Annotated in this window: 20 protein-coding genes; 15 read left to right on the forward strand and 5 right to left on the reverse strand. The window is 39.3% G+C overall.

Annotation, left to right across the window (positions count from 1 at the left end; all coding sequences use genetic code 11):
• Both istB and istA read right to left on the reverse strand, forming a co-directional pair.
• A partial coding sequence (istB, locus tag DPX34_RS13470) for an IS21-like element helper ATPase IstB (protein WP_111978974.1) occupies positions 1-617 on the reverse strand: 617 nt, incomplete at its 3' end.
• Complete coding sequence (gene istA, locus DPX34_RS13475; RefSeq protein WP_438938521.1) at positions 614-1,651, reverse strand: IS21 family transposase; 1,038 nt, start codon at positions 1,649-1,651, stop codon at positions 614-616. The genes istA and istB, both read right to left, overlap by 4 nt.
• Before the next feature lie 2,018 nt (positions 1,652-3,669).
• Between istA and DPX34_RS13480 the strand changes: the two genes are divergently transcribed.
• The 7 genes from DPX34_RS13480 (at position 3,670) to DPX34_RS13510 (ending at position 14,311) form a co-directional block, all read left to right on the forward strand.
• A complete protein-coding gene (locus DPX34_RS13480) occupies positions 3,670-6,687 on the forward strand; it encodes a TonB-dependent receptor (protein ID WP_111978976.1) in 3,018 nt (1,005 codons plus the stop codon).
• A 667-nt stretch (positions 6,688-7,354) separates the two neighbouring features.
• A complete protein-coding gene (locus DPX34_RS13485; protein WP_111978977.1) occupies positions 7,355-8,938 on the forward strand; it encodes a tryptophan halogenase family protein in 1,584 nt (527 codons plus the stop codon).
• A gap of 30 nt (positions 8,939-8,968) precedes the next feature.
• Positions 8,969-9,697: a SapC family protein gene (locus tag DPX34_RS13490; protein ID WP_111978978.1), complete on the forward strand. Its 729-nt coding sequence runs from the start codon at positions 8,969-8,971 to the stop codon at positions 9,695-9,697.
• 84 nt (positions 9,698-9,781) lie between these two features.
• The gene (locus DPX34_RS13495) at positions 9,782-10,768 is read left to right on the forward strand and encodes a cupin-like domain-containing protein (RefSeq protein WP_232824739.1); all 987 of its coding nucleotides are present in this window, start codon (positions 9,782-9,784) and stop codon (positions 10,766-10,768) included.
• Between the two features lie 132 nt (positions 10,769-10,900).
• A complete protein-coding gene (locus DPX34_RS13500; RefSeq protein ID WP_111978979.1) occupies positions 10,901-12,415 on the forward strand; it encodes a tryptophan halogenase family protein in 1,515 nt (504 codons plus the stop codon).
• A complete protein-coding gene (locus DPX34_RS13505; RefSeq protein WP_111978980.1) occupies positions 12,396-13,112 on the forward strand; it encodes a DUF6445 family protein in 717 nt (238 codons plus the stop codon). The genes DPX34_RS13500 and DPX34_RS13505 overlap by 20 nt, the downstream gene beginning before the upstream one ends.
• Positions 13,113-13,258: 146 nt before the next feature.
• Positions 13,259-14,311, forward strand: coding sequence for an aldo/keto reductase (locus tag DPX34_RS13510; RefSeq protein ID WP_111978981.1), 1,053 nt, complete (start codon positions 13,259-13,261; stop codon positions 14,309-14,311).
• Positions 14,312-14,555: 244 nt separating this feature from the next.
• Here DPX34_RS13510 and DPX34_RS13515 read toward each other — a convergent pair whose 3' ends face one another.
• Positions 14,556-15,179, reverse strand: a complete 624-nt coding sequence (locus DPX34_RS13515) for a porin family protein (protein ID WP_111978982.1) — start codon at positions 15,177-15,179, stop codon at positions 14,556-14,558.
• Positions 15,180-15,410: 231 nt separating this feature from the next.
• Here DPX34_RS13515 and DPX34_RS13520 point away from each other — a divergent pair, with 231 nt between their 5' ends.
• Positions 15,411-15,827, forward strand: a complete 417-nt coding sequence (locus DPX34_RS13520; RefSeq protein WP_111978983.1) for a hypothetical protein — start codon at positions 15,411-15,413, stop codon at positions 15,825-15,827.
• An 83-nt stretch (positions 15,828-15,910) separates the two neighbouring features.
• Here DPX34_RS13520 and DPX34_RS13525 read toward each other — a convergent pair whose 3' ends face one another.
• Entirely contained in the window at positions 15,911-16,807 is an 897-nt protein-coding gene (locus tag DPX34_RS13525) for a LysR family transcriptional regulator (protein WP_232824740.1), read from the reverse strand.
• 162 nt (positions 16,808-16,969) lie between these two features.
• Here DPX34_RS13525 and trxA point away from each other — a divergent pair, with 162 nt between their 5' ends.
• The 5 genes from trxA to DPX34_RS13550 all read left to right on the forward strand — a co-directional run bounded on the left by trxA (position 16,970) and on the right by DPX34_RS13550 (position 21,030).
• Positions 16,970-17,287 carry a thioredoxin gene (gene trxA, locus DPX34_RS13530; protein ID WP_111978985.1) on the forward strand — a complete coding sequence of 106 codons (318 nt, stop codon included), beginning with the start codon at positions 16,970-16,972 and terminating at the stop codon, positions 17,285-17,287.
• Between the two features lie 488 nt (positions 17,288-17,775).
• On the forward strand, positions 17,776-18,573 hold the full coding sequence (locus DPX34_RS13535; protein WP_157964731.1) for a substrate-binding periplasmic protein: 798 nt from the start codon (positions 17,776-17,778) through the stop codon (positions 18,571-18,573).
• Positions 18,574-18,787: 214 nt separating this feature from the next.
• The gene (locus DPX34_RS13540; RefSeq protein WP_157964732.1) at positions 18,788-19,078 is read left to right on the forward strand and encodes a hypothetical protein; all 291 of its coding nucleotides are present in this window, start codon (positions 18,788-18,790) and stop codon (positions 19,076-19,078) included.
• A 50-nt stretch (positions 19,079-19,128) separates the two neighbouring features.
• Positions 19,129-20,307, forward strand: coding sequence for a methyl-accepting chemotaxis protein (locus tag DPX34_RS13545; protein WP_111978988.1), 1,179 nt, complete (start codon positions 19,129-19,131; stop codon positions 20,305-20,307).
• A gap of 486 nt (positions 20,308-20,793) precedes the next feature.
• On the forward strand, positions 20,794-21,030 hold the full coding sequence (locus DPX34_RS13550) for a DUF1059 domain-containing protein (protein WP_111978989.1): 237 nt from the start codon (positions 20,794-20,796) through the stop codon (positions 21,028-21,030).
• Between the two features lie 55 nt (positions 21,031-21,085).
• Here the strand turns inward: DPX34_RS13550 and DPX34_RS13555 are convergent, their stop codons facing one another.
• On the reverse strand, positions 21,086-21,736 hold the full coding sequence (locus DPX34_RS13555) for a class I SAM-dependent methyltransferase (protein ID WP_111978990.1): 651 nt from the start codon (positions 21,734-21,736) through the stop codon (positions 21,086-21,088).
• A 480-nt stretch (positions 21,737-22,216) separates the two neighbouring features.
• On the opposite strand from DPX34_RS13555, the gene DPX34_RS13560 reads away from it, so the two are divergent.
• Both DPX34_RS13560 and DPX34_RS13565 read left to right on the forward strand, forming a co-directional pair.
• Complete coding sequence (locus DPX34_RS13560) at positions 22,217-24,154, forward strand: lytic transglycosylase domain-containing protein (RefSeq protein ID WP_157964733.1); 1,938 nt, start codon at positions 22,217-22,219, stop codon at positions 24,152-24,154.
• A gap of 156 nt (positions 24,155-24,310) precedes the next feature.
• Complete coding sequence (locus tag DPX34_RS13565; RefSeq protein WP_111978992.1) at positions 24,311-25,009, forward strand: DUF4097 family beta strand repeat-containing protein; 699 nt, start codon at positions 24,311-24,313, stop codon at positions 25,007-25,009.
• The last annotated feature ends 10 nt before the right edge of the window (positions 25,010-25,019 follow it).

Below are 25,019 nucleotides of genomic sequence, written 5' to 3' on the forward strand. Positions count from 1 at the left end.
AATGGCAAGTTGCTAGTTAAAATTACTGACCCTTTTTCATATCGTTTGGCGATCACCTCGAATAACAATTTGGCTTCGTGGGCACTGAATGGAAGGTACCCGATCTCATCAATTATCAGTAACCTTGGCGCAATTACCGAGCGTTGCATTACTTGTTTATAGTTATCTTGCCGTTGCGCGGTGACCAGTTGTAGGATCAAATCTGAAGCACTGATAAAGCGCGTTTTTATCCCTGCTTGAACGGCTTTATAACCTAGCGCAACTGCGATATGAGTTTTGCCAACACCTGAAGGTCCCAACATCACCACATTCTCTTGTCTCTCGATAAAGGAGAGCGATGCTAATTCCATGACTTGCTTTTTGGGGACGCCTGTTGCGAATTGATAATCGAAATCCTCTAAGGTTTTCAGGCTAGGGAACCCCGCCATGCGCGTAAACATATGCTGTTTACGCTGATGCCGTGCACGTTTTTCACATTGCAACACCTGTTCTAAAAAAGTGAGGTAATCCCATTCCTCTTTGGCCGCTTGCTGAGCTAAATCACACGCATTGGCATCAATACCAGCTAACTGTAACACCAAGGTGAGTTCATTTATACGTGATAATTGCAGGTTCATATCGCCTCCGACAATTGGTCGTAAATACTAAGGGGGTGGTGTAATGGCTGTTCATTTAACGCCGTTAATGCTGAATGCAGAGGCACGTCAGGCGCAAGGGACGTGACTACTGGAAGCAGTGTTGGTGGCAAAGACTGTAAAGCGAGTCGTTCTTCAATCAAGCGGTTCGCTGGTTTTTGTTTGGTGGTATCGTGAATGCGTTGATGAGCCACTGTATCAAGCCATAACATAACTTCGGCATTGGCGGTCATGACATCTAACGTTTCTCCTATAGCCTCCAATTTGGTATTGAGTGGTCTGAAAAAATTATCGCGAACATAACGGACCATACGCTCAACCTTACCTTTAGTTTGTGGTCGGTAAGGTTGGCAGAGCTTAGGTATAAATCCCATGCTTTTAGCAAATTGGTAAAAAGCTTGGTTGAGTTTATGTTGCCCTTCACCATAAGCGTCACGCTCAATCACGACCGTTTTCATATTGTCATACAATGCTTCTTGTGGCACACCTTGAAAATAGTCAAAGGTTAAACGGTGGCACTGCTCAAGCGTGTCGTAACGCATATTATCGGTAAAGACGACCATCATAACGCGGCTATAACCCAGCACAGCGATAAAGGCATGTATCGGGAACTTGCCCCCGCGCATTTGCCCCCAATCTACCTGCATCTGCTTACCTGGTTGGGTTTCAAATCGAACAGTCTCCGTTGGGGACGGCTTACCACGATATGCATATAAATACTGACGTAATAGCGATAAACCACCACAGTAGCCTAATTCTTTGAGCTCTCGAAATAGAACAACGCCCGATAAGTGCACAGGCTTGGCTTGTGCAATACGTGAATGAAGAAACGGTTTATAGAGATCGAGTAATGAAGTCGTTTTCGGCCGAGCAGAATAAGCTGGCGAATCAACTTGCATGCGCAAATAACGTTTAACGGTATTGCGTGATATCCCGAGTTGTTTAGCAATGGCCCGTTGAGAAAGGCCTTGTTGGTGCAGAATCTGAATTTTCATAAGTTCTTCTTTTGTGATCAAGGTGCCTCCGAAAAGGCACAATAGTGAAAACAAGTGGATCAGAATTCAACTGTTGAAGTGGATCAGTTTTGCATTGTTGGTAACACTTAAAACCTGTGGCTCCTGCGTCGTTCTAACCCCTAAATCCATTTAGGCGGCCCCAATCACATGGTAGAGCATATACTCATGGCGTCTCGAAGCTTGCCTGCATGGATGCAGGTAAGGGGCGAGAGCAGGACGCGGTAGCTTTGACGGCTTTGCTTACATGGATGTCAGTACTTAGGTTTCGTCTGGAACGAGAAACCTGCCCCTAAAACCCGATCGCTTTGACTATACATCAAACTCTGTTTAACCAAGCTTACGTTTAGAAATCGCTAACGGATTATCGCCTAGCTGTTTGTGTATCAATATACGCTGTATTTTATGCAACGATAATAATTGCGTTGATTTATACAGATAAGCTCATTAAAGAGGGGGGCCCCTTTGCTTTAACTTACCTCTCTCGTAGAACGGATAAACTGGCTTTGTCGATAAACATTATTTGAACGTTTTTATTTGCCGCTTCACGCTTAAAGCCATAAAGAAATAAAGTCATAAAGTCATAAAGTCATAAAGTCATAAAGTCATAAAGTCATAAAGCCATAAAGTCATAAAGTCATAAAGACCAATACATATAAACTGAGTTATTTTAGTGTTATTTAAAATAATATAAATAAAAATAAAATATAAATGAAAATAAAAACCGACAGATTATCTTATTTACTACTAATACTGAAAAGTAGCATAGCGAATAGCCTTAAAGCACGATCACATATTGATTTACTCACGCTCTCTGAATGTTTTCAACTGCTACGCAAAAAAACACTTAACATTCACGGGTGGTCTACCACCACATGTTAATTTCACCTCACGCCTAATTCGATCTACTTTCACAATCTAAATAATTAATTCCATCTACAATACCCCCACACTGTCCCCGTAACATGACATAAAAACACATATAAATAATTAAACGTTTAAAAACAAACACTTACATATACAACTGCACAAGATAAACTTTTCACGTAGCTTTTTATTCCTGATTTATCGCCTAAATTATCATCTAACCAAGCACCACTTCACTCGGGAATATCGCGATATAAATCAAGTTTATTACATTGAATTTCATTTACTTTTTTATCGACTTTCAAGACCTTAACCAACCACCAATTCACTATTTTTATTGTATCTAACAGCTAACACAACCAATTATCCGAGCAATTCGGCTCTCTTTTATCGCTCAAAAATAGAAGCAAGAATTAATATTTTAATAATCTACATCTTGACTACTTAACCCAAAACACATAATTAACAACAAACAATTAAATGTAGACTTTATACAATAAACAACTAACTAAATACAAAATAGATAAAAACAAAAAGACTACAACAAAACAAAAACATAAAATAAACACAAATTAAACTTATGACTATAAAATAGTCTATATGGACTATTTAAATATAAGGTGAGTGTTTTTTGTGCTATTGAGGGGAGTTAATAGATGATTAAAAAATATTCAGATGAATTAGCAAGCTAGTTATCAGCTGTATTTTTTGATTGAAAAATAGAATCAAATGAAAGATCGCGTAAAAATGCATAAAACGAAACGTGAAGGCAATAAAATGTTAATAAGATGTATTAATAGTGAATTATAAATACGAATTAACCATGCTGAAGATCAAATTGACCGGATAAATATTTACGATTTATAACAATGTAATTGTAATTTTTAACTGCAACACATTAATATCTCTATAAAAAAACAATTCCAAAACAAAAAACAAACGTTGAAAAACAACAACTTAAAATAAAATCCTCGCTTAACAACGTTAAAAAGGCAGCTATTAACCATCAACCTACCGTCATAAATGTTATTGTCAAAATGATAATAAGGTGTTAAAAATAATTATAGTCTTAGAGACTATAATCAACATAATAACTAACTTAAGCGTTACTAATCACACAATAACGACAAGTAATTTGATAAAAGGGAAACAACATGTTTAAACACACCATACTTTCTAGCGCTATCATAACCGCGCTTAGTACTGCCGCATTACCCGCATTCGCAGTAGAAGCAGAGGAAGATGTAGAAGTCATATCCGTTACCGGTATTCGCGGTAGTTTAATCAAATCAATGGATGTTAAACGCGACAGTGCAGGTATTGTTGACGCCATATCAGCTGAAGACATGGGTAAATTCCCAGATACAAACTTAGCAGAATCGTTACAGCGTATTACGGGTGTATCAATCGATCGCCAAAATGGTGAAGGTAGCAATGTAACGGTTCGTGGTTTTGGTTCAAACCTCATTACTTTAAATGGCCGTCAATTACCAACAACAACCGGCAGTCGATCATTTGATTTTGCTAATATCGCATCTGAAAGCGTCAGTGGCGTCGAAGTATATAAAACATCAAATGCATCGGTTACAACCGGCGGCATTGGTGCAACCATTAATTTATCAACACATAAACCATTACAAGCTCCGGGCACTAAAGCGAGTATTGGCGTTAAAATGGTTAATGATACCTCTACCGATAAAGGTAGCGCGACACCTGAATTCAGTGGTTTGTATTCACAAACGTTTGCTGACGACACTTTTGGTATTTCAATTTCAGGCAGCCGCCAAGAACGTGAAAGTGGCATGCAACAATTCTTGCAAGACCAAGGCTACCGAGCGAGTGCGGCTAGTCAAGTTACTAGCCCAAGTGTGCCGGCTGGTGCAGAAGGGGGTAAAAACCGCGACTTAATTACTGGCATACTTTCTACCCCACAGCAGCCACGCTACGTATTTGAAGAGCGTCAACGTACCCGTACAAATGGTCAATTAGTTTTACAATTCAAGCCAACTGACAATATTACAACAACGTTAGACTACACGATGATCAAAAATCATATTGAAGAACAACATACTGATGCGTCAGTTTGGTTTAACTATTCAGATGATCGCAGTGAAACCGTGTGGGATGGCGTAGAAAATGCCGTACCGCTTATATATTCTGAAATTTATCCAGCTCTAACCGATACATCGTTAACGGTTGGTGCATGGGGTCGTAAAGAATCAACCGATTCACTGGGTTTAAACATTGAATGGCAAGCCACCGAAAATTTAACGCTAGCGCTTGATCACCATAGTTCAGAAGCTGAAATGAAAGCCTCTGATCCACGTCATGGCACACGTAATAACATTCAATTACCTTCTTATACCCGTACACGTACCGGTTTAGATTTAACCGGTACATTACCTGGGATCGCAACAGGTGATATTGAAAAATTCAATCCACAATCAATACGTTTATCAGGAAGTTGGTTTGCCAATGACTTCTATACTTCAGACGTTTCACAAACACAGCTAACCGGTACATTCTTATTTGGTGAAAGCAGCAGTATCGATTTTGGTGCCTCAATTAATACCGTAGATAACCGCTTCCGTCACACGCAAGTACAAAGAAATGATTGGGGTGGCGTCGGTGCAGATGGCTTACAAGACGGTATTACCGGTGACTTCGAAGGTATTGATTGGGTTGAAGATACCATCCTAGACAAGTTTGAAGCAACACCAGGTAACTTTGAAGGAACCGCTACGCAATCAGAATATGACTTATTTGATAAAATCTTTTTTGCCGATTTTGATACGATCGTTGCCGCAGCAGAATTAGCGGATCCAGAAGCCAGTGTGGGTAATTTATGGGGTGATTGTCAAGCAGCAACCGGGGCAGCCGCGGGTCCAAATGGTGAAGGTCAATTCTGTGCATCAACTAACTGGAATTCAGATACCAATAGATACACCGAAGAAGAAACAAAAGCTATTTACGTTCAATTAAATCATGAAGGTGATTTAGGTGATATGACTTTTGATGCGCATTTAGGTTTACGTTATGAGATGACTGATGTTTATTCTGAATCTTATGCACCTTCATATAACCAAGTTATTTGGCCTGAAGAGACCCAAACAACCGTGACCGGCGTAACAGGTATTGTTGCACTTGATCGTTCTGGTGATTACAGCAAATTACTCCCTAACTTAAATTTAAACCTTAACGTTACTGACGACATTACTGCACGATTTGCAATTGGTAAAACGATTGCTAGAGCGAGCTATGATCAATTACTCGGCGGCACAACGATTAACACATCCGGTAGTTTAAATGGCTATTCTGGCCAATCAGGTAACCCGGGGTTAGAGCCGCTTGAATCATTCAACTTAGATTTATCTTTTGAATGGTATTATGCTGAAGGAAGCTATGCTTCAGTAGGTTACTTCAGTAAATCTGTATCAAATAGCATCATTACAGGTACCAGTAAAGAAGCAATATTCAACCTACCAAACCCATTTGATGGTGAAAAATACGATGCAGCACGAGCCGCGTTAGGTAACTCAGCTTCAAATGAAGCAATCCGTAACTATATATTTGAAAATTACGCAGATAGCCCAAGTGTAACACCTAACTTTAATGATGCAGGCGAGCTTGATGGGGGTGTGATCGTTGGTGATAGCACCGATAGAACCATTATGTTTGACATTAACATTCCGGTAAATAATGACGAAGATGAAAAAACCACAGGTATAGAATTCAATATTCAACATATCTTTGGTGATTCAGGCTTTGGCGCAATTGCCAACTATACGTATGTAGATTCGGGTGATGGCTACGACAAGTTATCGTTAACCGACAGCCAAGCGGTTATTGGAATGAGCGATACGGCTAACTTAGTGGCCTTTTACGACCAAGATGGTTTTCAAGCGCGTTTAGCCTATAACTGGCGTGGTGAATTCTTAAATGAAAGACGCACAGGTGGTAACACAACTGCACCGATATATACTGAGGCATATGCGCAACTCGATTTTAACGTGAGCTACGAAGTACCTGCAGTTGAAGGCTTAACGGTATTTGTTGAAGGTATTAATCTGACCGACGAGTATGTTACAGAGTATGGCCGTGATAGCCGCCTTATTTACAAGCTAACACAGCAAGGTGCTCGTTATAACGTGGGTGCACGGTTTAAATTCTAAATAAAACCATCGCCAATCGCGATAAAAACAACAATAATGCACACACATTTATAGCATACCGAATATCTCGGTATGCTATTTTTTACTCTTAGCACCGAAGAACACAACAAAAAAAGCCTAAAACACATAACTAAATATCAATTAGCGATATTAATTAACCCTATTTTGATAAGCCCAGTGTTTAGTAACGGCTCGAATCATATGTTAAAAATCATGTCCAACCCTCATTTTAAGAATTAACACTGCAGGTAATCTAACCGTTTATCATTTACCTGATCTAATACCAATTCATATTAATAAGTGTTCTCTCAGGATGCATCCAGCGGTTTTTGAACAAGGCGTCGGTGTATAGGAATGGTTGTTCCCTTTTCAAATACCGATAACGCAGGTCAAAAGCCGCTGAGGCATTCCTTTCAGGCGAGTTTTAAATGCGCTTATTCTATGTTGCTCAAACTCAAAAGGTCACCACTATTCTTTCATTCAGCGCCTTGATTAAGCGCATTTAAACGCTCGCTGAGTGGGTACTTATTCTTACGGATTGGTATAAAGCGTTATCATCTTAAACATCAAGTAAATTAAGCTGAAATATCGACTGGATCTTTACCCTTTCGACTGTTATAGTCAAAAAGACATTTACATTATTTTGACATTTTGTAGTAGAGAGTTTATGCAGTCAGAAATTAAAAACATCGTTATAGTTGGAGGAGGCACCGCAGGCTGGTTATCCGCTGGCATAATAGCGGCTGAGCATCTTGATTTAAGTGCTGAAACACATGCACCCAATATAACGATCACCGTAGTCGAATCAGCTAATGTTAAAACATTAGGCGTAGGTGAGGGAACTTGGCCTTCAATGCGATCAACGTTAAGAAAGATAGGCATAACCGAAGCCGAACTGCTGCAAAAATGCGATGTGAGTTTTAAGCAGGCCTCTAAATTTGTTAACTGGCACACTGAAAAAAACCATCAGTATTACCACCCTTTTACGTTACCCATTGGCGTAAAAAAAGTAAATATTGCGGAACACTGGTTAAATGCCCAACACAGTAGTCAGCATGATTACAGTCAATTTTGTCAGTCTGTTGGCTACCAAGACCAAATTTGCGATCTCGGTTTGGCCCCCAAAATGGTCGCAACACGTGAATATGATGCAATCGCTAATTATGGCTACCACCTTGATGCCCAAAAATTTAGCCAATTACTCAAAGAGCATTGCACAGCTAAGTTAGGGGTTAAACACATTGTTAATGATGTTGAAACCGTTAATGTAAACTCAAATGGCTATATAAAATCATTACAGACTCAACAAAATAGAACGATTGAAGGCGATTTATTCATCGATTGCTCAGGCTTACATGCTTTATTAATTGGACAGCATTACGAAGTGCCTTTTATCGAACAAAAATCAGTTTTGTTCAATGACCGGGCATTGGCCGTGCAAGTACCTTACACCGATGAAGATGAAGCCATCGCTTCTTATACATTATCAACCGCACAATCCAATGGCTGGATTTGGGATATCGGTTTACAAACGCGCCGCGGAATTGGTTATGTCTATGCCAGCGAATACACAACAGAAGCGCAAGCTAAAACCACCTTGCAAAAATACTTAATTAAAAATACAAGCTTAAAAGCAACAGACGAACTGAATATCAAAGCCTTTGAATTTACGCCTGGTTACCGTGAGCATTTTTGGCATAAAAACTGTGTTGCGGTGGGTATGTCAGCCGGCTTTATCGAACCATTAGAAGCCTCTGCGCTCGCCTTAATAGAGCAATCAGCTAAAGTAATCAGCGAGCAATTACCCCGCACATTTGATTCAATGCTCATTATAGCCAAACGGTTTAACCAGAAAATGACTAAACATTGGCAACAGATCATTGAATTTTTGAAACTGCATTACGTTTTATCAGCGCGTAAAGACAGCCCTTATTGGTTAGACAATAGAAAGCCAGAATCAATACCGCCGGCATTACAAGAACAGCTCAAACTTTGGCAGCATCAGCCACCAAGCCAATATGACATCGCTCATACAGAGCCTTTATTTCCGGCGGCTAGTTATCAATATATTTTATACGGTATGCATTTTAAAACGAACGCCAATAGCGCAAAAAAATTAACCAAACAAGCGGAATTTGCACTGGCTTTAATGGCCGATAATCAGCAAAAACGCAGTCAGATTAGCTCAGTATTACCTCGTAATAGAACGCTACTAAATAAGATAAACCAATACGGCATGTCGAATATTTAATTCACATTATTAAACTCAATGGGAGTCATCATGGCTAATCACGCATTACTTAATAATATTGATCACCAAGATCTTAAAGTTGTTACTGAACGTTCAAGCGAATATGGTGACAATCTGTGGTACGCACAAACATTTGCGCAAGAGTTTCGCAGTATTCAAGCGCATTACCCTATTTTATTCCAGCAAGATCAGAATAACGGTACGTTTGTTTCAGTTGCCTTGTTTGGCTTTACGCAAAACGAGAATTTATTCCTAAATGATAATGGTTGGCAGGCGAGCTATATTCCATTATCGGTACAACGCCAACCGTTTTTAATTGGCCAACAAGAAAGAACGACCGACGGGGTAACGGAACAACATAGAGTTATAACGCTTGATTTAGATTCGCCGCGAGTCAGTAAATCGCAAGGTCAGCCTTTGTTTTTGCCTTATGGCGGTAACAGTGATTACTTAGAAACCATTGCGAATGTTTTAGAAACCTTACATCAGGGTTTACAAGACGATGCTATTTTCAGTCAAACTTTAACCGATCTTGATTTACTTGAATCGGTCACGCTTGATATCGAACTCAACAATACTAAAAAGCATCAATTAATTGGTTTTTACACCATCAACGAAGACAAATTAAATGCCTTAAGCGCTGAAAAAATCAAGCAACTGCAGCAAAGCGGCTACTTACACGCGATCTATATGGCATTAGCATCACAAGTACAAATAGCCGAACTTGTCGCCCGAAAAAATGCGCAAATAGCGAGTTAATATCAGATGACCCCGATGGCGTTACAGCAGCATAAAAGCCCCCATAATCCTCTCAAGATACAACCTCACGTTCAGGTAAAATCGTTGAATGGTTATACACCTGCAACGTTACCGGCTGAATGGTTAAACGCCACTGAACCTTTTATCTTAAAAGGTTTTTGTGCGCAGTGGCCTTTAGTTAAAATCGGTAAAAAGTCTGCCCAAGCCGCATCAGATTATCTACAACAACATAATGCGGGTTTACCACTAAAAGCGTCGTATCTTGAACCAGCCGCAGAAGGACGGGTTTACTACAACCATGACATGTCGGGTTTTAATTTTATCAATAAAACCCTACCACTACGTGATGTATTAACCGATTTATGGCAACAATCAACAGCTGATACACCGCAAGGTATTTACATGAGTTCAACGAATGTCGCGGTTAATTTTGCTGATTTATTGCCGCAAATTTCTGTAACGCACATTCCGAAAAATGCCTTGATTAATTTGTGGCTTGGCAATCAAACTCGCATTGCTGCACATTACGATGTTGCGCAAAATTTTGCGTGTTGCTTGGTGGGACGCCGTCGTTTTACGTTGTTTCCGCCTGATCAAGTCGCTAATTTATACCCTGGTCCGATTAACTTCGCTCCGGGAGGGCAAGCCATTAGCACCGTCGACTTTAATAATCCCGATTTAAATCAACACCCTAACTTTACTAACGCGTTAGCGTCGGCACAAGTTGCCGAGTTAGAAGCGGGCGATGCCCTCATTTTACCCAGTATGTGGTGGCATCATGTTGAAGGGCTAGACGACTTTAATGTGTTACTGACACATTGGTGGCAAAAAGCAGAAGCTCACTTAGGCCGCCCAACCACGGCATTACTCAATGCGATTTTGAGTATAAGAGACTTACCCCGTGAGCAACGCGAAGCATGGCGCCATTTATTTGAGCATTACATATTTAATCATTCATCTGACAGCACGCAACACATACCGGAAGCAGCACAGAGCATTTTAAAAAGCCCGATAGATGAACTCACAGCTCGTCAATTACGCGCGGAGCTGCAACATTTTTTGCGTCGTTAAACATTAAGACCAACCGACACAACATGTTGTATGAGTAAAAATAGCGAGCTGAGCTACAACCTGATTTACGTCATGAATACTTAACATTATCGAACGAGCTATTCAACGCTGAATACCAAGAGGTTACACACAATGAATAAACAAAAAATAGTTATTGCAGGTGGCGGCACAGCCGGTTGGATGACAGCTGCCGCACTCACCAAATTATTAGGTAAAAACCTAGATGTAACCTTGATCGAATCAGATCAAATACCCACCGTCGGCGTGGGTGAGGCGACCATTCCAACGCTGCATATATTTAATGATTTGCTCAAAATACCCGAAGCCGAGCTAATGGCCGCAACCAATGCCACCTTTAAACTGGGTATTTCGTTTGAGAACTGGCGAGATGTAAACCAAGACTATATTCATTCATTTGGTTATCTAGGCCAAGATTGCTGGGCTGCAGGCTTTCAGCATTTTTGGATAAAAGGTCAACAAAAAGGGTTTGCCAGTGAAATAGGCGATTACTGCCCAGAACATGTTGCTTGCCGGCAAGGGCAATTTGCGCTGCAACCGAAACAAGCACGTAATCATGCATTGCATTTAGATGCGGGGTTGTATGCAAAATATTTACGTAAACTAGCCGAACAACACGGCATTAAACGCATAGAAGGCTTAATCGATAAGGTTGATTTACACCACCACTCTTCATCTTGCTTACCCGATAACAATGGCTTTATTAAATCGGTCACCTTAACCGACGGTCAAGTCATTGAAGGCGACTTGTTTATTGATTGCACTGGGTTTAAAGGCCTCTTGATAGAACAAGCGTTAAATACCGGTTATGAAGATTGGAGCCATTGGCTACCTTGCGACAGTGCCATCGCCGTACAAACCGAACTAACCGACGCATTACCACCTGTGCCATATACCCGTTCAATCGCACATCAAGCCGGTTGGCAATGGCAAATACCCTTACAAACCCGAACAGGTAATGGCTTGGTGTATTGCAGTAAATACATGTCGGACGAGCAAGCACAAACCACGTTACTTAATAATATTAAAGGCACATTACTTAACCAACCGCGAGTAATTAAGTATCGCACCGGTACTCGCCGCCAACACTGGAATAAAAATTGTGTGGCGATTGGTTTAGCCAGTGGTTTTATCGAACCACTCGAATCCACCAGTATTCATCTTATTCAACAAAGCATTATTCGTTTAATGCAATTGTTACCGGGCCAGCAAAATAATGATGCAAACCGAACGTTATTTAATAAAAAGATGCGCGACGAAATAGAAAGTATTCGCGACTTCATTATTTTGCATTATCACGTGACGCAACGTGAAGATTCTGATTTTTGGCGTTACTGCAAAAACATGCCGATACCCAACACATTACAACAAAGACTCGATCTTTTTAGACAAAGTGGCCAAGCTTACAAAATGGAGCAAGAACTATTTGGTGAAACATCATGGATCCAGGTCATGCTGGGACAAGGCATTATGCCAGAACAATATCATGCCATTGTGGATCTGATGCCAGATGAAGAACTACAGCAATTTTTAAATCAAATAAAAACCAGTATTGCCCGTAAAGTCGCGAGCATGCCCAAACATACTGATTTTATAAAACATTATTGCCATGCACACACTGACCATTAATTCGGCATTTCAGCCGAGTGTGAAATACATAGGCCATGAAAAAACACCGATTATGGTCATTGATGACTATGTTGATTCAATCACTTCAATAATCGATTATGCGTGTCAGCAAGCCACATTTACCGCCGACACCGCCACGTTGTATCCCGGTTGCCGCGCAGCACTTCCTAAGCACACTGTGATTAGTTTACTCAAACCCATCATGCCTTATTTATATCGCTTATATAATTTGAATCCTAAATGGCAACCACAACCGAAAGGCAATGCGTTTTCGTTGATCACACAACCGGCTGATTCACTTAATTTGATGCAACGTTGCCCCCATTTTGATTCAACCAGTGAGAATATGTTTGCGGTTTTATTATACTTAAATGCAAAAGAACATGGCGGTACGGGGTTTTATCGGCATAACCCCAGTCAATACGAACGTATTAACGCCGCACGTGAAAACACTTATTTTAAACAACTCACACAACAAGAAAGCGACTTGCAATCTAACCCCGTTGATTATTGCACGCAAAGCACGGCTGAATTCACCTTATATGATCAAGTAACGTATAAACCAAACCGTTTAGTTATTTACCCCAGTAATTTATTACACTCAACCTTAGTGAATAAACAAATAGATATCGACCCAAACCCACACACGGGGCGCTTAACGGCTAACTTGTTTATTGAGTTTTTTGCGCCAAAGTAAAACAAATGAGTAAAAAAATACGTAAGGTAAATAGCCACTAGACCGAGTTGAATGAAAGCGAATGAGGGTTGAGTTAACAAAACAATGCCGCTAGAGTAATCAATCTGAATTCAGGTTAATCAATGTCATAAATTTAGGTCGCGGAAATGAAATACAAAAAGCTAGGTTCAAGCCCTTTAATGGTGTCAGACGTGTGTTTAGGCACCATGACATGGGGTCAACAAAATACACAAGAAGATGCAAATACGCAGCTAGATTATGCCATAGAGCAAGGCATTAACTTTATTGACACTGCCGAGCTATATTCCGTTCCGCCAAAAGCTGAAACACAAGGTTCAACCGAGCGCATTTTAGGCAACTGGCTCGCGGCTAATAAAAGTAAGCGTGAAGATTTGATTGTGGCCAGTAAAATAACCGGCCCCGGTTTGCCTTGGGTACGCGAAGGTAGCAAAGTATCAGGGCAAAGCGTGATAGCCGCTGTTGAAGGTTCACTTGCTCGTTTACAAACCGACTATATCGATTTATATCAAATTCATTGGCCAAACCGCACCTCACCTCATTTTTCGAACCATTGGCCACGTAATGTTGATCATACTCAAGTCAATGTACAACAACAGCGCGACGAAATAGCCGATATTTTACAAGGGTTAGAAACCTGCGTTAAAGCCGGAAAAATTAAATATTGTGGTTTGTCTGATGAAACGCCCTGGGGCATTAACGAGTATTTAAAAATAGCCGAATCATTGAACCTACCCAGTGTGGTATCGATACAAAATGAGTTCAGTTTGTTGCATTTAAAAGATTCACCGTATGTTATCGAAAACTGCGTACTCAATGATATTGCTTATTTACCTTGGTCACCACTTGCAGGCGGCGCGTTATCGGGTAAATATCGCAATAATGAACGTCCGGCAAACTGTCGTTGGACGATGTCGCAGCGCAACGGTATTTTTAGAGATACGAGTCAAACACACGCAGCAATAGAAGCTTACTATCAAGTTGCGCAAAAACATGGTTTAGCCCTAACTCAAATGGCGCTCGCTTGGGTGTATCAATTTAAAGGCGTTACATCGACCATTATTGGTGCAACCTCAATGCCGCAGTTACAAGAAGATATAAGCGCTTACCACTTAGCATTAAGCGAGGAAGTATTAGCTGATATTGATGAAGTGATTAAACGTTATCCTGTGCCATTTTAAACTCATATACTAAATGAAGTGAGATAGGTAGATTAAATCCTATTTCACCTCATTTATAGTCTTCTCGCTCAGGTTTTATGGTTCATTGTCAGCGCTTACTCGCCCCAATCACATAATAGAGCATATGCTCATGGGGTCTCGAAGCTTGACGGCTTTGCTTACATGGAAGTAAGTACTTAGGTTTCGTCTGGAACGAGAAACCTGCCCCTAAAACCCGATCGCTTTGACTATATCATTCGTTTACTTAATACTGTGCACCAACCGATAACATAACCGCACTTTCAACATCGCCACTCATATAAGCATTATAATCTAACGAAGCGTACCAATCGTTACCGAATTGAAAGGTTGCACGTGGTTGAAGATAAACCCCCGCATCCATATCAATATCTTCTGATGGGCAATCTGAGCAATAGCCCACACTGCGATCAGATGTTAAAACCAGTTCATAGCCCGCTAATAACGCAACACTAAAGACATCATTGACTGCATATTTATATCCGCCTTCAATATAACCATTAAAAGCGGTTGCAGAAGAATCTGAATCACTTTCACCGCCAAATGCACCTTCAGTACGCACCGTAAAACCGGCTTTATCTGAATATAAATAACCCGATAATCCCGTACCCCAAATAAAAGAGTCGGTGTGGTTTTCCCAACCCAAGCGCCAATAAGTTGCTGAATCTTTTACTTCACCAATATAAGCCGCTTTGGCATCAAGGCTAACGGACCCTAAGCTGCCATGAAAGCCTGTCGATTTATGTGCAACCAAAGATATTTCAGAAGCGTTAGGGGTTTCTTGTGCGAATACAGTCTGTGAAGCAGTAACAGCAAATAGTAAGCTGGCCGTGAGTAATTTAATTTTCATTTAGATTCCATTTTAAAAAAGATTGTTTGTCCAATTGTTATTTTAAGTCTTAAACAGAAGCTCCATACATAAAGCGATTTCGTTCGTTTCACCAGTTTAACATAGAATATTATCGGCCTTAAACGTAACATCGCGCCGATTAAGTACATATTTATCGACAATATTGCGCAAAATGATGGAGTAAGTTAACGTACAGCAATAATATGATTATTCAAAAATAAGGAGAGTAACATGAATGGCGCAGGTGGCAGTTCAGGCGGAATAGGGCATTTTTTCTTAGGTATTTTTATGATGTGCGGCGGTTTTTATATGCTACTTAATGCCATCACTGTATCGTCTAATTTTGGCATGGGCTCACGCTTATATGGTTTTTCAGCCATGGGAAGCAACATAGGTATTACCGGCGGTATGATCATGATCCCGTTTATACTGGGCATTGGCATTGTTTTTTATAATGCTAAAAATGTAATTGGCTGGTTATTAACATTAGGCTCAATCACCGCTCTGATCTTTGGCGTAATTTCAACCATTCGCTTTAGCTTACGCACCATGACCGCATTCGAGCTCATTGTTATTTTAGTGCTCGCAATTGGCGGCTTAGGGCTGTTTTTACGATCCTTAAAAGCCATTGACGCAAAATATAGTTAGCAAAGCCAAATCCGCATTACCCTGTTTACATTAGATAAGTGCATTAAAACCCGTTTTTTGCAACAAAACGAGGGCTATAAACGCTATGCCAGTAACTCTAACCGACCTAAGTTATTTTGAAAAAAATCTAAAAAAACCCGGGTTTTTAAAGGAATACTTCGGCTGTGATATAACACACTAAGCTGTTGCGCAACGGGCTGCTTAGTTAGTTTTATTTTTTGCATTTTACAATCAAGTTGGCAAGTGTAATTAGGCAGTTTAGCTAAGCCTATATTACGAATAGTGGCTTGGCGACGCATCTCAGGACTTGTAAAAACGACTCTGGCTTTGACGGGTACAGCTTGCAACTTATTATTGTTGCGCGTGCCATCACGAAATAACCACTGATCTTGCTCATGCGCCAATATGCAGTTTTCATTAATAAGATCTTCTGGCGACGATATATGACTAGCATCGTAACGCTCAGACGCATAGATTGATTGTGGAAAACTGAGTAAACCTTTGGCGATCCAGTTGGATTCGGGTAAAGGGGACTCATGCAGCACAAAGGTAATATCAAACTTTTGTTGCTCGTCAGGTAATGGGCCCGAATAGTGAGCGCAATTAAGCGTTATATTAGGATACATCAACGCAAACTCCGCCACTAAAGCACTCATAATTTGATTAAAGAAGTCTAACGGCAACAGTATATTTAATTGACCTTTAGGCTCGTTTATTAACGCCCCAACCTCTTCTTCTACTTTATGTAAGGCATCAATATGTGGCTTAGCCGCACGATACAATAATTGGCCAGACTCCGTTAAATGTTGTTTGCGCGTCGTCCGGATTAATAACGGGTTACCCAGTGCTTGTTCTAATTGTGTTAAGTGCCGACTGACTTTAGATTTAGGGATTGATAATTTATCTGCCGCCTTTGTTAATGAGCCGGCCTCTACAAGCGTTACAAAAAATAATAAGTCATCAAGACTTGCTTGCATCATATCTCTCCCTTTTTATTAATTAAATAACGAATATACATACCTAAATTGTTGCATATATAGAACAATGATTCCTATTAACCCCCTCTTATCAACAAAAAATAATTTAGATAGACTGTTTTTACTTTGAAAAGCGAGTGAATATAATCAATTAAGGAAACCATTATGAGCAGTGTAAGCCAAATTAATTCTCAAGATTTTAACCAAGAAGTGATCGAACAACAGGGTTTAGTATTAGTTGATTTTTACGCGCAGTGGTGTGGTCCTTGTAAAATGGTAGCCCCCATTTTAGAGACGCTATCAACAGAGCGCGAAGATATTAAAATAGTAAAAGTTGACGCCGACGAAGCCGGTGAATTAATGGCTGAACACGGGATTAGAGGCATCCCCACTTTATTACTTTTTAATAACGGTAATAAAATAGGCACTAAAGTAGGCGCGCTTTCTTTAGGTCAATTAAAAGAGTTTATTGACCAAGCTTAAGCACGAGCACTATCGAATCAATCAGGCAGTTTAGCGCTAACTGCCTTTTAATTTATCCGCATAACTCAGGAATAAGCATCACGTAAAATCCGTATTATGGGCATGAAAATGCTTTCTGATTTTTATTACCGCCTTGTTTAAAGCAATATTTGATAAATAGCACAATAACCGCCAAGTAATTACATCACTCTTGCCACCTAATAGCGCCATAGTTTGCCAGTGATTATCATTAAACTTCACCAAGGACTGACATTTAAAGATTCTGGTTGTAACGCGTTTTTGCCCCATAACGAGTTAGAAAATTTAAAATATGGACTTTGCTTTTACCTCAGAACGCGTTTACATAATTATATTAACAATTGCGTAGCTTTTTTATTAATCCAATAAAGTCTGCTTACAGCGAATATTAAGGTATGACAAAGTTGTTGGTTTTCAACTTTTTGCTAAGATTAATTAAGTCTATTTAACAATGGAATGGATGGATGGATATGCCAAAACTTATGACCGTATTGCTAGTCGCTGCAAGCTTTTATTCGTACTCAAATGAGTTCAACTATTCTGAATTACGTTTTATCTCAGTGAATGAAGCTCCCGCTAATTTTCTAAATGAAAAGCGCGAGTTATCTGGCTATGTATTTGAAATCGTTAAGCGATTGCAAAAACAATTAAACATAAATACCGAAACTGAAGTGTTGCCAGAAGTTAGAGCATTACGAACTTTAGACACAGAACCTAATGTTCTTATGTTTAGTCTTTCTCGTACTAATGAAAGAGAAGATAGGTACCATTGGCTCGCTCATGTTTTATCAAAACGTTGGATTTTCTATTCTTTAAGTCATGCACCATTTGAGGTTTCCTCAATTCAGCAAATTTTAGCTTCTAGAACTGTAGGTGTTGTTCGCGGGGATATAAGAGAGAAGTGGTTGTTAGATAAAAATGCTTCTAACTTAGTTAGTGCATTAAATTACGATCATGCAGTTAAAATGTTGATGCATGGTCGATTTGATACGTTGTTCTTCGAATCCTTTGGGATGTATAGCACGCTTAAAAAGATCGGCTATAGAACCGACTCCGTGAGAAGTTTATTAGTTGCAAATGAATCTGACGTGTACATTGCGTTGTCAAAATCAGGTACGTCTAAAAAATTGGCGGAACAATTACAAAAGCAATTTATTCTTTTAGTTTCTTCTGAGTGGTATGCAAACCATGTTAATGAGTGGGTCAAAAAATTAAACGCCGAGGGCTCAGCTGATGCCTGGATAAAAGGCAACATTCTGAATTATTAATCGCAAATTAAAAATTTAATTACTGAAGGAAGCCTTAAAAATACCGATAGTAATAACAGTTATAGTTTTCAAAAATCTCTTTGAATAGAAGGCCTTAAATATGAACTTGAGAAGCATCCGATTTCGATATACAGCCATGTTTTGCTCTATTGCTGTGATATTTATTGTTTCTGTATTTCTCTATACAAAGTTAATAACTAAGACTGAAGAAGGAATGACTCAAATAGGGCAAACATTCAATCTAGCGATATCATTGGTTTTGAACGCAGACAGAGACCTTTATCAAGCGCAGGTAGCAGAATTAAGGTTATTTCAAGAGGAAGTTAGTGACTCTAGTTTTTTTAAAAATAAAGGTGAATTTGAAGAAAATGCACAACAAGCATTAGATCGAATGCGGGAGTATCAAAGGTTGATGAAAGCCTTCCCTGAAATACTGTCAAAATTAAACACGTTTCAGGCTTCTTACGACGATTGGTTTAATCATGCTAGAGAGGTTTTACATTAGTAGAAGTTGGTAACCTGGCCGCTGCTCAAGCCTTAAGTAAAACTGAAGTCGTGACGAAATTTAACACTTTACGAGGATATTATAATGTAGCTGGAGAGGATGCTGATAAAGCAAGTTCAGATTTAAGCAAAGAAACAATTGGTAGTGTTAATAGTACTAGTTTGGCGTTAATGATTTTCAGCATTTTAATAGTGGTGCTCACGATTGCAGTTGGCACGTTAGGGCCAAAGTCATTGTCAGAGTTAATTCTAACCCTGTCCTATGAAATTAAAGGCTTAAATAGCGGTGATGGTGATCTTACTAGAAGGATTAACTCTAAACGTAAAGATGAGATTGGACAGTTAGCGAACGATTTTGATGAGTTCATTGCTGGTTTAGCAGAATTAATCAGATCTATTTTGGAACAGTCAAAAGCTGTTATATCTGGAGTTGAGAAACTTGATATAGGAGCTGCAAGTATTCAGGATACCAGTCGGCAACAAACAGATAAAGTTGATTCTATTGTTACCGCAGTAAATGAAATGTCATACGCAGTCAAAGAAGTAGCGCAAAATGCAGTTTCGACGTCAGACGAAATTGATGAGGTAAATAGGCTCACTCAAGAAGGGAGTCACGTTACTGAAGGTACGGTTAAGGATATGGAAGAGCTTTCGATAACAATAGGGACTGCTGCAAACGTAATTGAAAATTTGGTTGAAAATTCAAATGACATTGCGTCTGTTTTGGATGTTATTAGAAGCATAGCAGAGCAAACCAACTTATTGGCATTAAATGCGGCAATTGAAGCGGCTCGAGCTGGAGAACAAGGTCGAGGTTTTGCAGTGGTTGCAGATGAAGTTCGCTCTCTAGCAAGTCGCACGCAAGAATCTACTCAAAGTATTCAGCAAATGATTGAAAGTTTACAGTCTGGGGTTGAACAGGCCGTTAATTCAATAAATAAGGGTAGCCAAGGAACAATCTCAACTGCGGAGAAAGCTAAGCAAGCATTGGTATCATTAAACAACATAACAAAGGCATGTAGCAATGTTAGTGAAATGGCCGCACAAACGGCTACGGCTACTGAAGAGCAAGCGCAGGTAGCACAGGATATAAGTCAAAATTTAACGACGTTAGCTGGGCATACTCAAGATAATTTCGATGTTGCAATTGATAACGGCACTCAAGCTAACAATACTATGGCTCTTGCTCAGAGGCTTGCCTCTTCAGTTGAGCGTTTTAAGTTAGACTAAACTAACCACCGAATTGAGAGCGAGTTTAATCTACTAAACTATTCTAGAAATTATGCGGGAGCTCTATTAATCTCGAATTTACTTGAAAGAGCATCCTCTATTGCCTTATGTTTTGAGTATTTAAATGATGTTGAAGGAAAAAGAGCCGCACTAAATCCGCATTCGGACTAACTCATTTATGTCCAAAAGCGAGTTAAGGTTGGTGACTATATCAGGCTCTGAGGTGGCAAAGCTTTATGTAATTGAATGGCGGCACAAAATGTAACTTGGTGGCGGACCTACATGTTATTTTCCAACATTAAAAGTTCAAGCAAAATCTAGGCGGAATAAGGGCTAGCGTCCTATAATTTATCTATATTTTAGAAATGATAGAAAAATTATAGGTTTTTAACGGTATAGCGAATACAAATCGCTGAGAATTTAAATAGCAGTCACTTGGGTATATAATGTTATTCAAGCGTAATAAAAAATAAAGCGGAGATTAAGATGAAAACAATGACTTGTAAGCAACTTGGCGGTGCTTGTGACATTAAATTTAGCGCAGAAACATTTGAAGAACTTGCCGAAAAAAGTAAATTGCACGGCATGGAAATGTTTCAAAAACAAGATCCCGACCATCTTGAAGCGATGCAAAAAGTCATGGCTTTAATGCAACAACCACAAGCAATGCAAGCTTGGTTTGATACTAAAAAACAAGAGTTTGATGCGCTAGCCGATGATTAATTAATCAAAGCTAAATATCAGCGGCGGGTTTACAACCAACCGCTTGATGCTTCAATTAGCGCGTAAACGTAAGAATATGACCTTTGTAGTCTTTACCTAAATGGTCAATTTTAGCCGCGCGCTCAGGCGTATAATCAAAACCTAACTTAATCATTAACTTGCTTAATTTGCCTTTTCGGCCACGGTCGGGGTCAACCAATACCACATCACATTTAGCATTTGCATGATCATTAATAAAATGCGCTAGCAATTCAATATGCTCATCTTCATATAAAACATCACTGCCAATAATTAAATCAAATAAACCCAGCGTGTCACTGCCATCAGCCCAATCAACTTGTTCATAAGCAATAGGTTTGTCGTTATTAAGTTCGGTGTTTCTTAATAAAAACTCACCCACATTAGGGTGATAATCCGTTGCGGTAATGTCGGCATTTTGTGAATTTAACAACAAACTAGAAAGTGCCATACCACAACCTATTTCAAGTATGCGCTTATTTTGGGTATCACATTTTTCGATATGATTAGCCAACATTACGCCCGAAGGCCAAATGATGCCAAAAATAGGCCACAAAGCAGATGAAATACCTAAGTTTTTAGCGATATCTTCAGGGTCATAAAATTGCTGATTATCACGTAACGTGCACAAATGTATATCGGTGTTGTCGAACTCAATAGTTTGGTAACGCAAACGAAGAGGTGTCATATATATCCAATGTTTGATGAGGCTAAGCCAGCTATCTAGGATAAATGACAAACGAAAGAAGTAACGAGGGTATAGTAGTAACCGCTAATAGCAACCTTTATTCACATTTGCATTAAATTAAAAGTCAAAGTATATAAATACTTTATGGCAAGTAAGTTCTTACTTACATTGACTAACTCGCGCTTCGAGCCATTCTTTATCCCCCCGTATTGTACAAAATCTTACTTTATTATTATTTATTTAATTAATTGAACGATACGGTTGGTAAAAGCTTTTATTATTGATAGGGTAGAGTTGTATTCTAACAGCTTGAATAGATTAGGTTTCAGTACAAAAAACAGGGATAGTTGGATAGAGAAATAAGTGGGTATTCGCCAACTCTAAAAGACGCATCCACTTTATACGCACCGAATACTAAACCACAACCTTTAAGTGGTTTGGGATATCTTGATTAACACTTATTTTCGAGGTTGGCTTTAATTGTTTATTCGATTGATATATTTAGTTACGTTCATCTTTGTGTTTAGCTTTTCGACTCTAGGCTTAACTAAAGAACTCACACTAGAACAGCAGCGAAAACTATTTGCTGCCGCCGAATACGACGCTAAAAAAGGTCGGGTTAAAGCTTATCGTCAAGCCATTAAAGATCTGGGTGATTACCCACTGGCACCTTACGTCGAACTTGCCTACCTAAAAAAATACCCTTACTTGGTTAATAAAAAGCGTATACGTCATTTTTTAAATTTATATACCGGCACCCCGCTAGAATGGCCATTACGTAAAGCGTGGTTAACCTTTTTAGGTAAAAAAAATGAAGCGGTTATTTTTTTAAATGATTACCGCAAAACCAATAACGCAGAATTAAATTGCTATAAATTACAATCAGAACTGGCGATCGGCGGCAAATTAGAAAGCATAGTAGACGATATCAAAGATCTATGGATAGTCGGCCAATCACAACCCAAAGCCTGTGATGGACTTTTTAAACAATGGACCAAAAACGGTTACAGAACCACCGAAGATATTAAAAAACGTATTGTCTTAGCCGCAGATGGCGGTAAACACTCATTGCTCCCCTACCTAATAAAACAATTACCCGATAACGAAAAAGCATGGGCTAACCTTTGGTATAAAGTGCGACGAGACCCAAGAAAAACGGCCAATATTAATGCATTTAAAGCGGGTGATAATGAACATGCGCAAATTGTGCATTATGGTTTAAAACGTTTAATTTGGCGCGATGAAGATGCCGCGATTGATGCTTGGCAACAAGCCCAAACTCGATTTACCTTTACCAAAGAACAAAAAATAAGCCTCAATCAAAAATTCGCACTGGCATTAGCCAGTCAAGGCGACGAACGAGCTCTACGTTATTTTAAACACATCCCGGTTGATCAACTAGACAATCAATTACGCCACTGGCATCTGGCTTTATTATTACAAAAAGCATCGCAACCCGATGACTGGCAGTTAATTGTCGACTTTATCACGAGCTTACCCACTGAAGCGGCAAGTGAGTTATCAAATCAATATTGGTTAGCCAGAGCACAAGAGTCTCTTGGTCAAACCAACTTAGCCCAACAGCTATTTAAAAAAGTAGCATTAGAACGACATTATTATGGTTTTTTAGCCGCAGCCCAAGTTAATCAAGTTACACATATTAATAATTACCCTTTTCAAGCCCATTATGAAAAATTAGACATCATGGCCGATGCACCCGCAGCAAAACGCGCTTTTGAGTTTTTACAATTAGAACGTTATACCCAAGCTAGGCGTGAATGGTGGCATTTAAAACGCACATTAACTAAAGAAGAAAAAGCGACCGCTGCCATTTTAGCTTCGCGCTGGGACTGGCACGATCAAGCCTTAAGCACAATATCGCAAGCCGGTTATTTAGATGATGTAAACTTACGTTTTCCTTTAGCGTATCAAACTGAATTTGAAATAAACGCCAAGAAAAATAAAATACCGACCTCATTGGCTTTTGCCGTTGCTCGACGTGAGAGTACGTTTATGTCGGATGCTAATTCTAGTGCCGGTGCCAAAGGTTTAATGCAGCTTATGCCGGGCACCGCCAAGCAAGTTGCAGGTAGACGTATGTCAACCCAAAAACTTTTTACACCTAATACTAACATTAAGCTAGGCACCACCTATTTACGTCAATTGCTCGATCGGGTTGATGAACAATATCCTTTAGCGATCGCGTCTTATAACGCCGGTTATCATCGCGTAATTAAGTGGATCCCTCAAGATGCGCCACAAGACTTTGATCTATGGATAGAAACCATTCCCTACAAAGAAACCCGTGAATATGTAAAAGCCGTTCTAGCTTATCAACAAGTTTATGAGCAGCTGTTAGGTAACAATAAAAATTTATTTATACCTTTAGTTTCATCACAAATAATCAAGAGAAAGTAAATAGAGTTAAAATAACTAAATTTTAGTTATTTTAACCAAAAAAATAATTAACCACGATTAAAGTAAACCATAAATCATTGTTAAATAACAATAAAAACAACTTGGTATAAAAAATGTAATACCTAGTTACTTTTATTTATTTTAACGAGAAATAGTATGCGACAAGGAACTTCACTTTTATTATTCGGTTTATGTACTTCATTAACAGCCTGCGTTGTAGTAATTGATAACGACCCTTCTTGGCAAAGTCATCACCATCACTTTTCGGTGCCAGCAAGCGAGTTAGCTCAACTCAATGTTGATATTAATTCGGGTAATTTATTTATTGAAGGGGTTGACGGACTCGACGAGATCCATGTTAACGCTGAAATTAAAACCATATCAGATCATATTGATGCTGAAAAATATATAAACAAACAGCAAGTTGAACAACAACTAACGATCCAATCTGCGGGCTGGGATTCGTTTGATTCTGCTTGGCATGAACCCGTTCGCATTAATTTGCACATCCAAATGCCTAAACATTTAATTTTAAGTGCGACTCAAGGCTCAGGTAACTTAAAAATAAGCCAATTAAACAATCATGTTAGTGTTGATGATGGCTCGGGTAATATTCGCTTATGGGATATTGCAGGTCACATAAAAATAGATGATACCAGCGGCAATATTAATCTGAAAAACATAATTGGTAACGTCATGATTGATGATAATTCAGGTGATATTAAAGCCGATAAAATACAAGGCACATTAAGTGTGGCAGACACGTCTGGTGATATTAAGGTTAGTAATACAACTGAATTTAAATTGCTAAGTGATACCAGTGGTCAAGTTGCTTTGAATAATATGGGTCAGTAAGTAAGGATAA

This window comes from Algibacillus agarilyticus (assembly GCF_003286125.1).
Classification (GTDB): Bacteria; Pseudomonadota; Gammaproteobacteria; order Enterobacterales; family Alteromonadaceae; genus Algibacillus; species Algibacillus agarilyticus.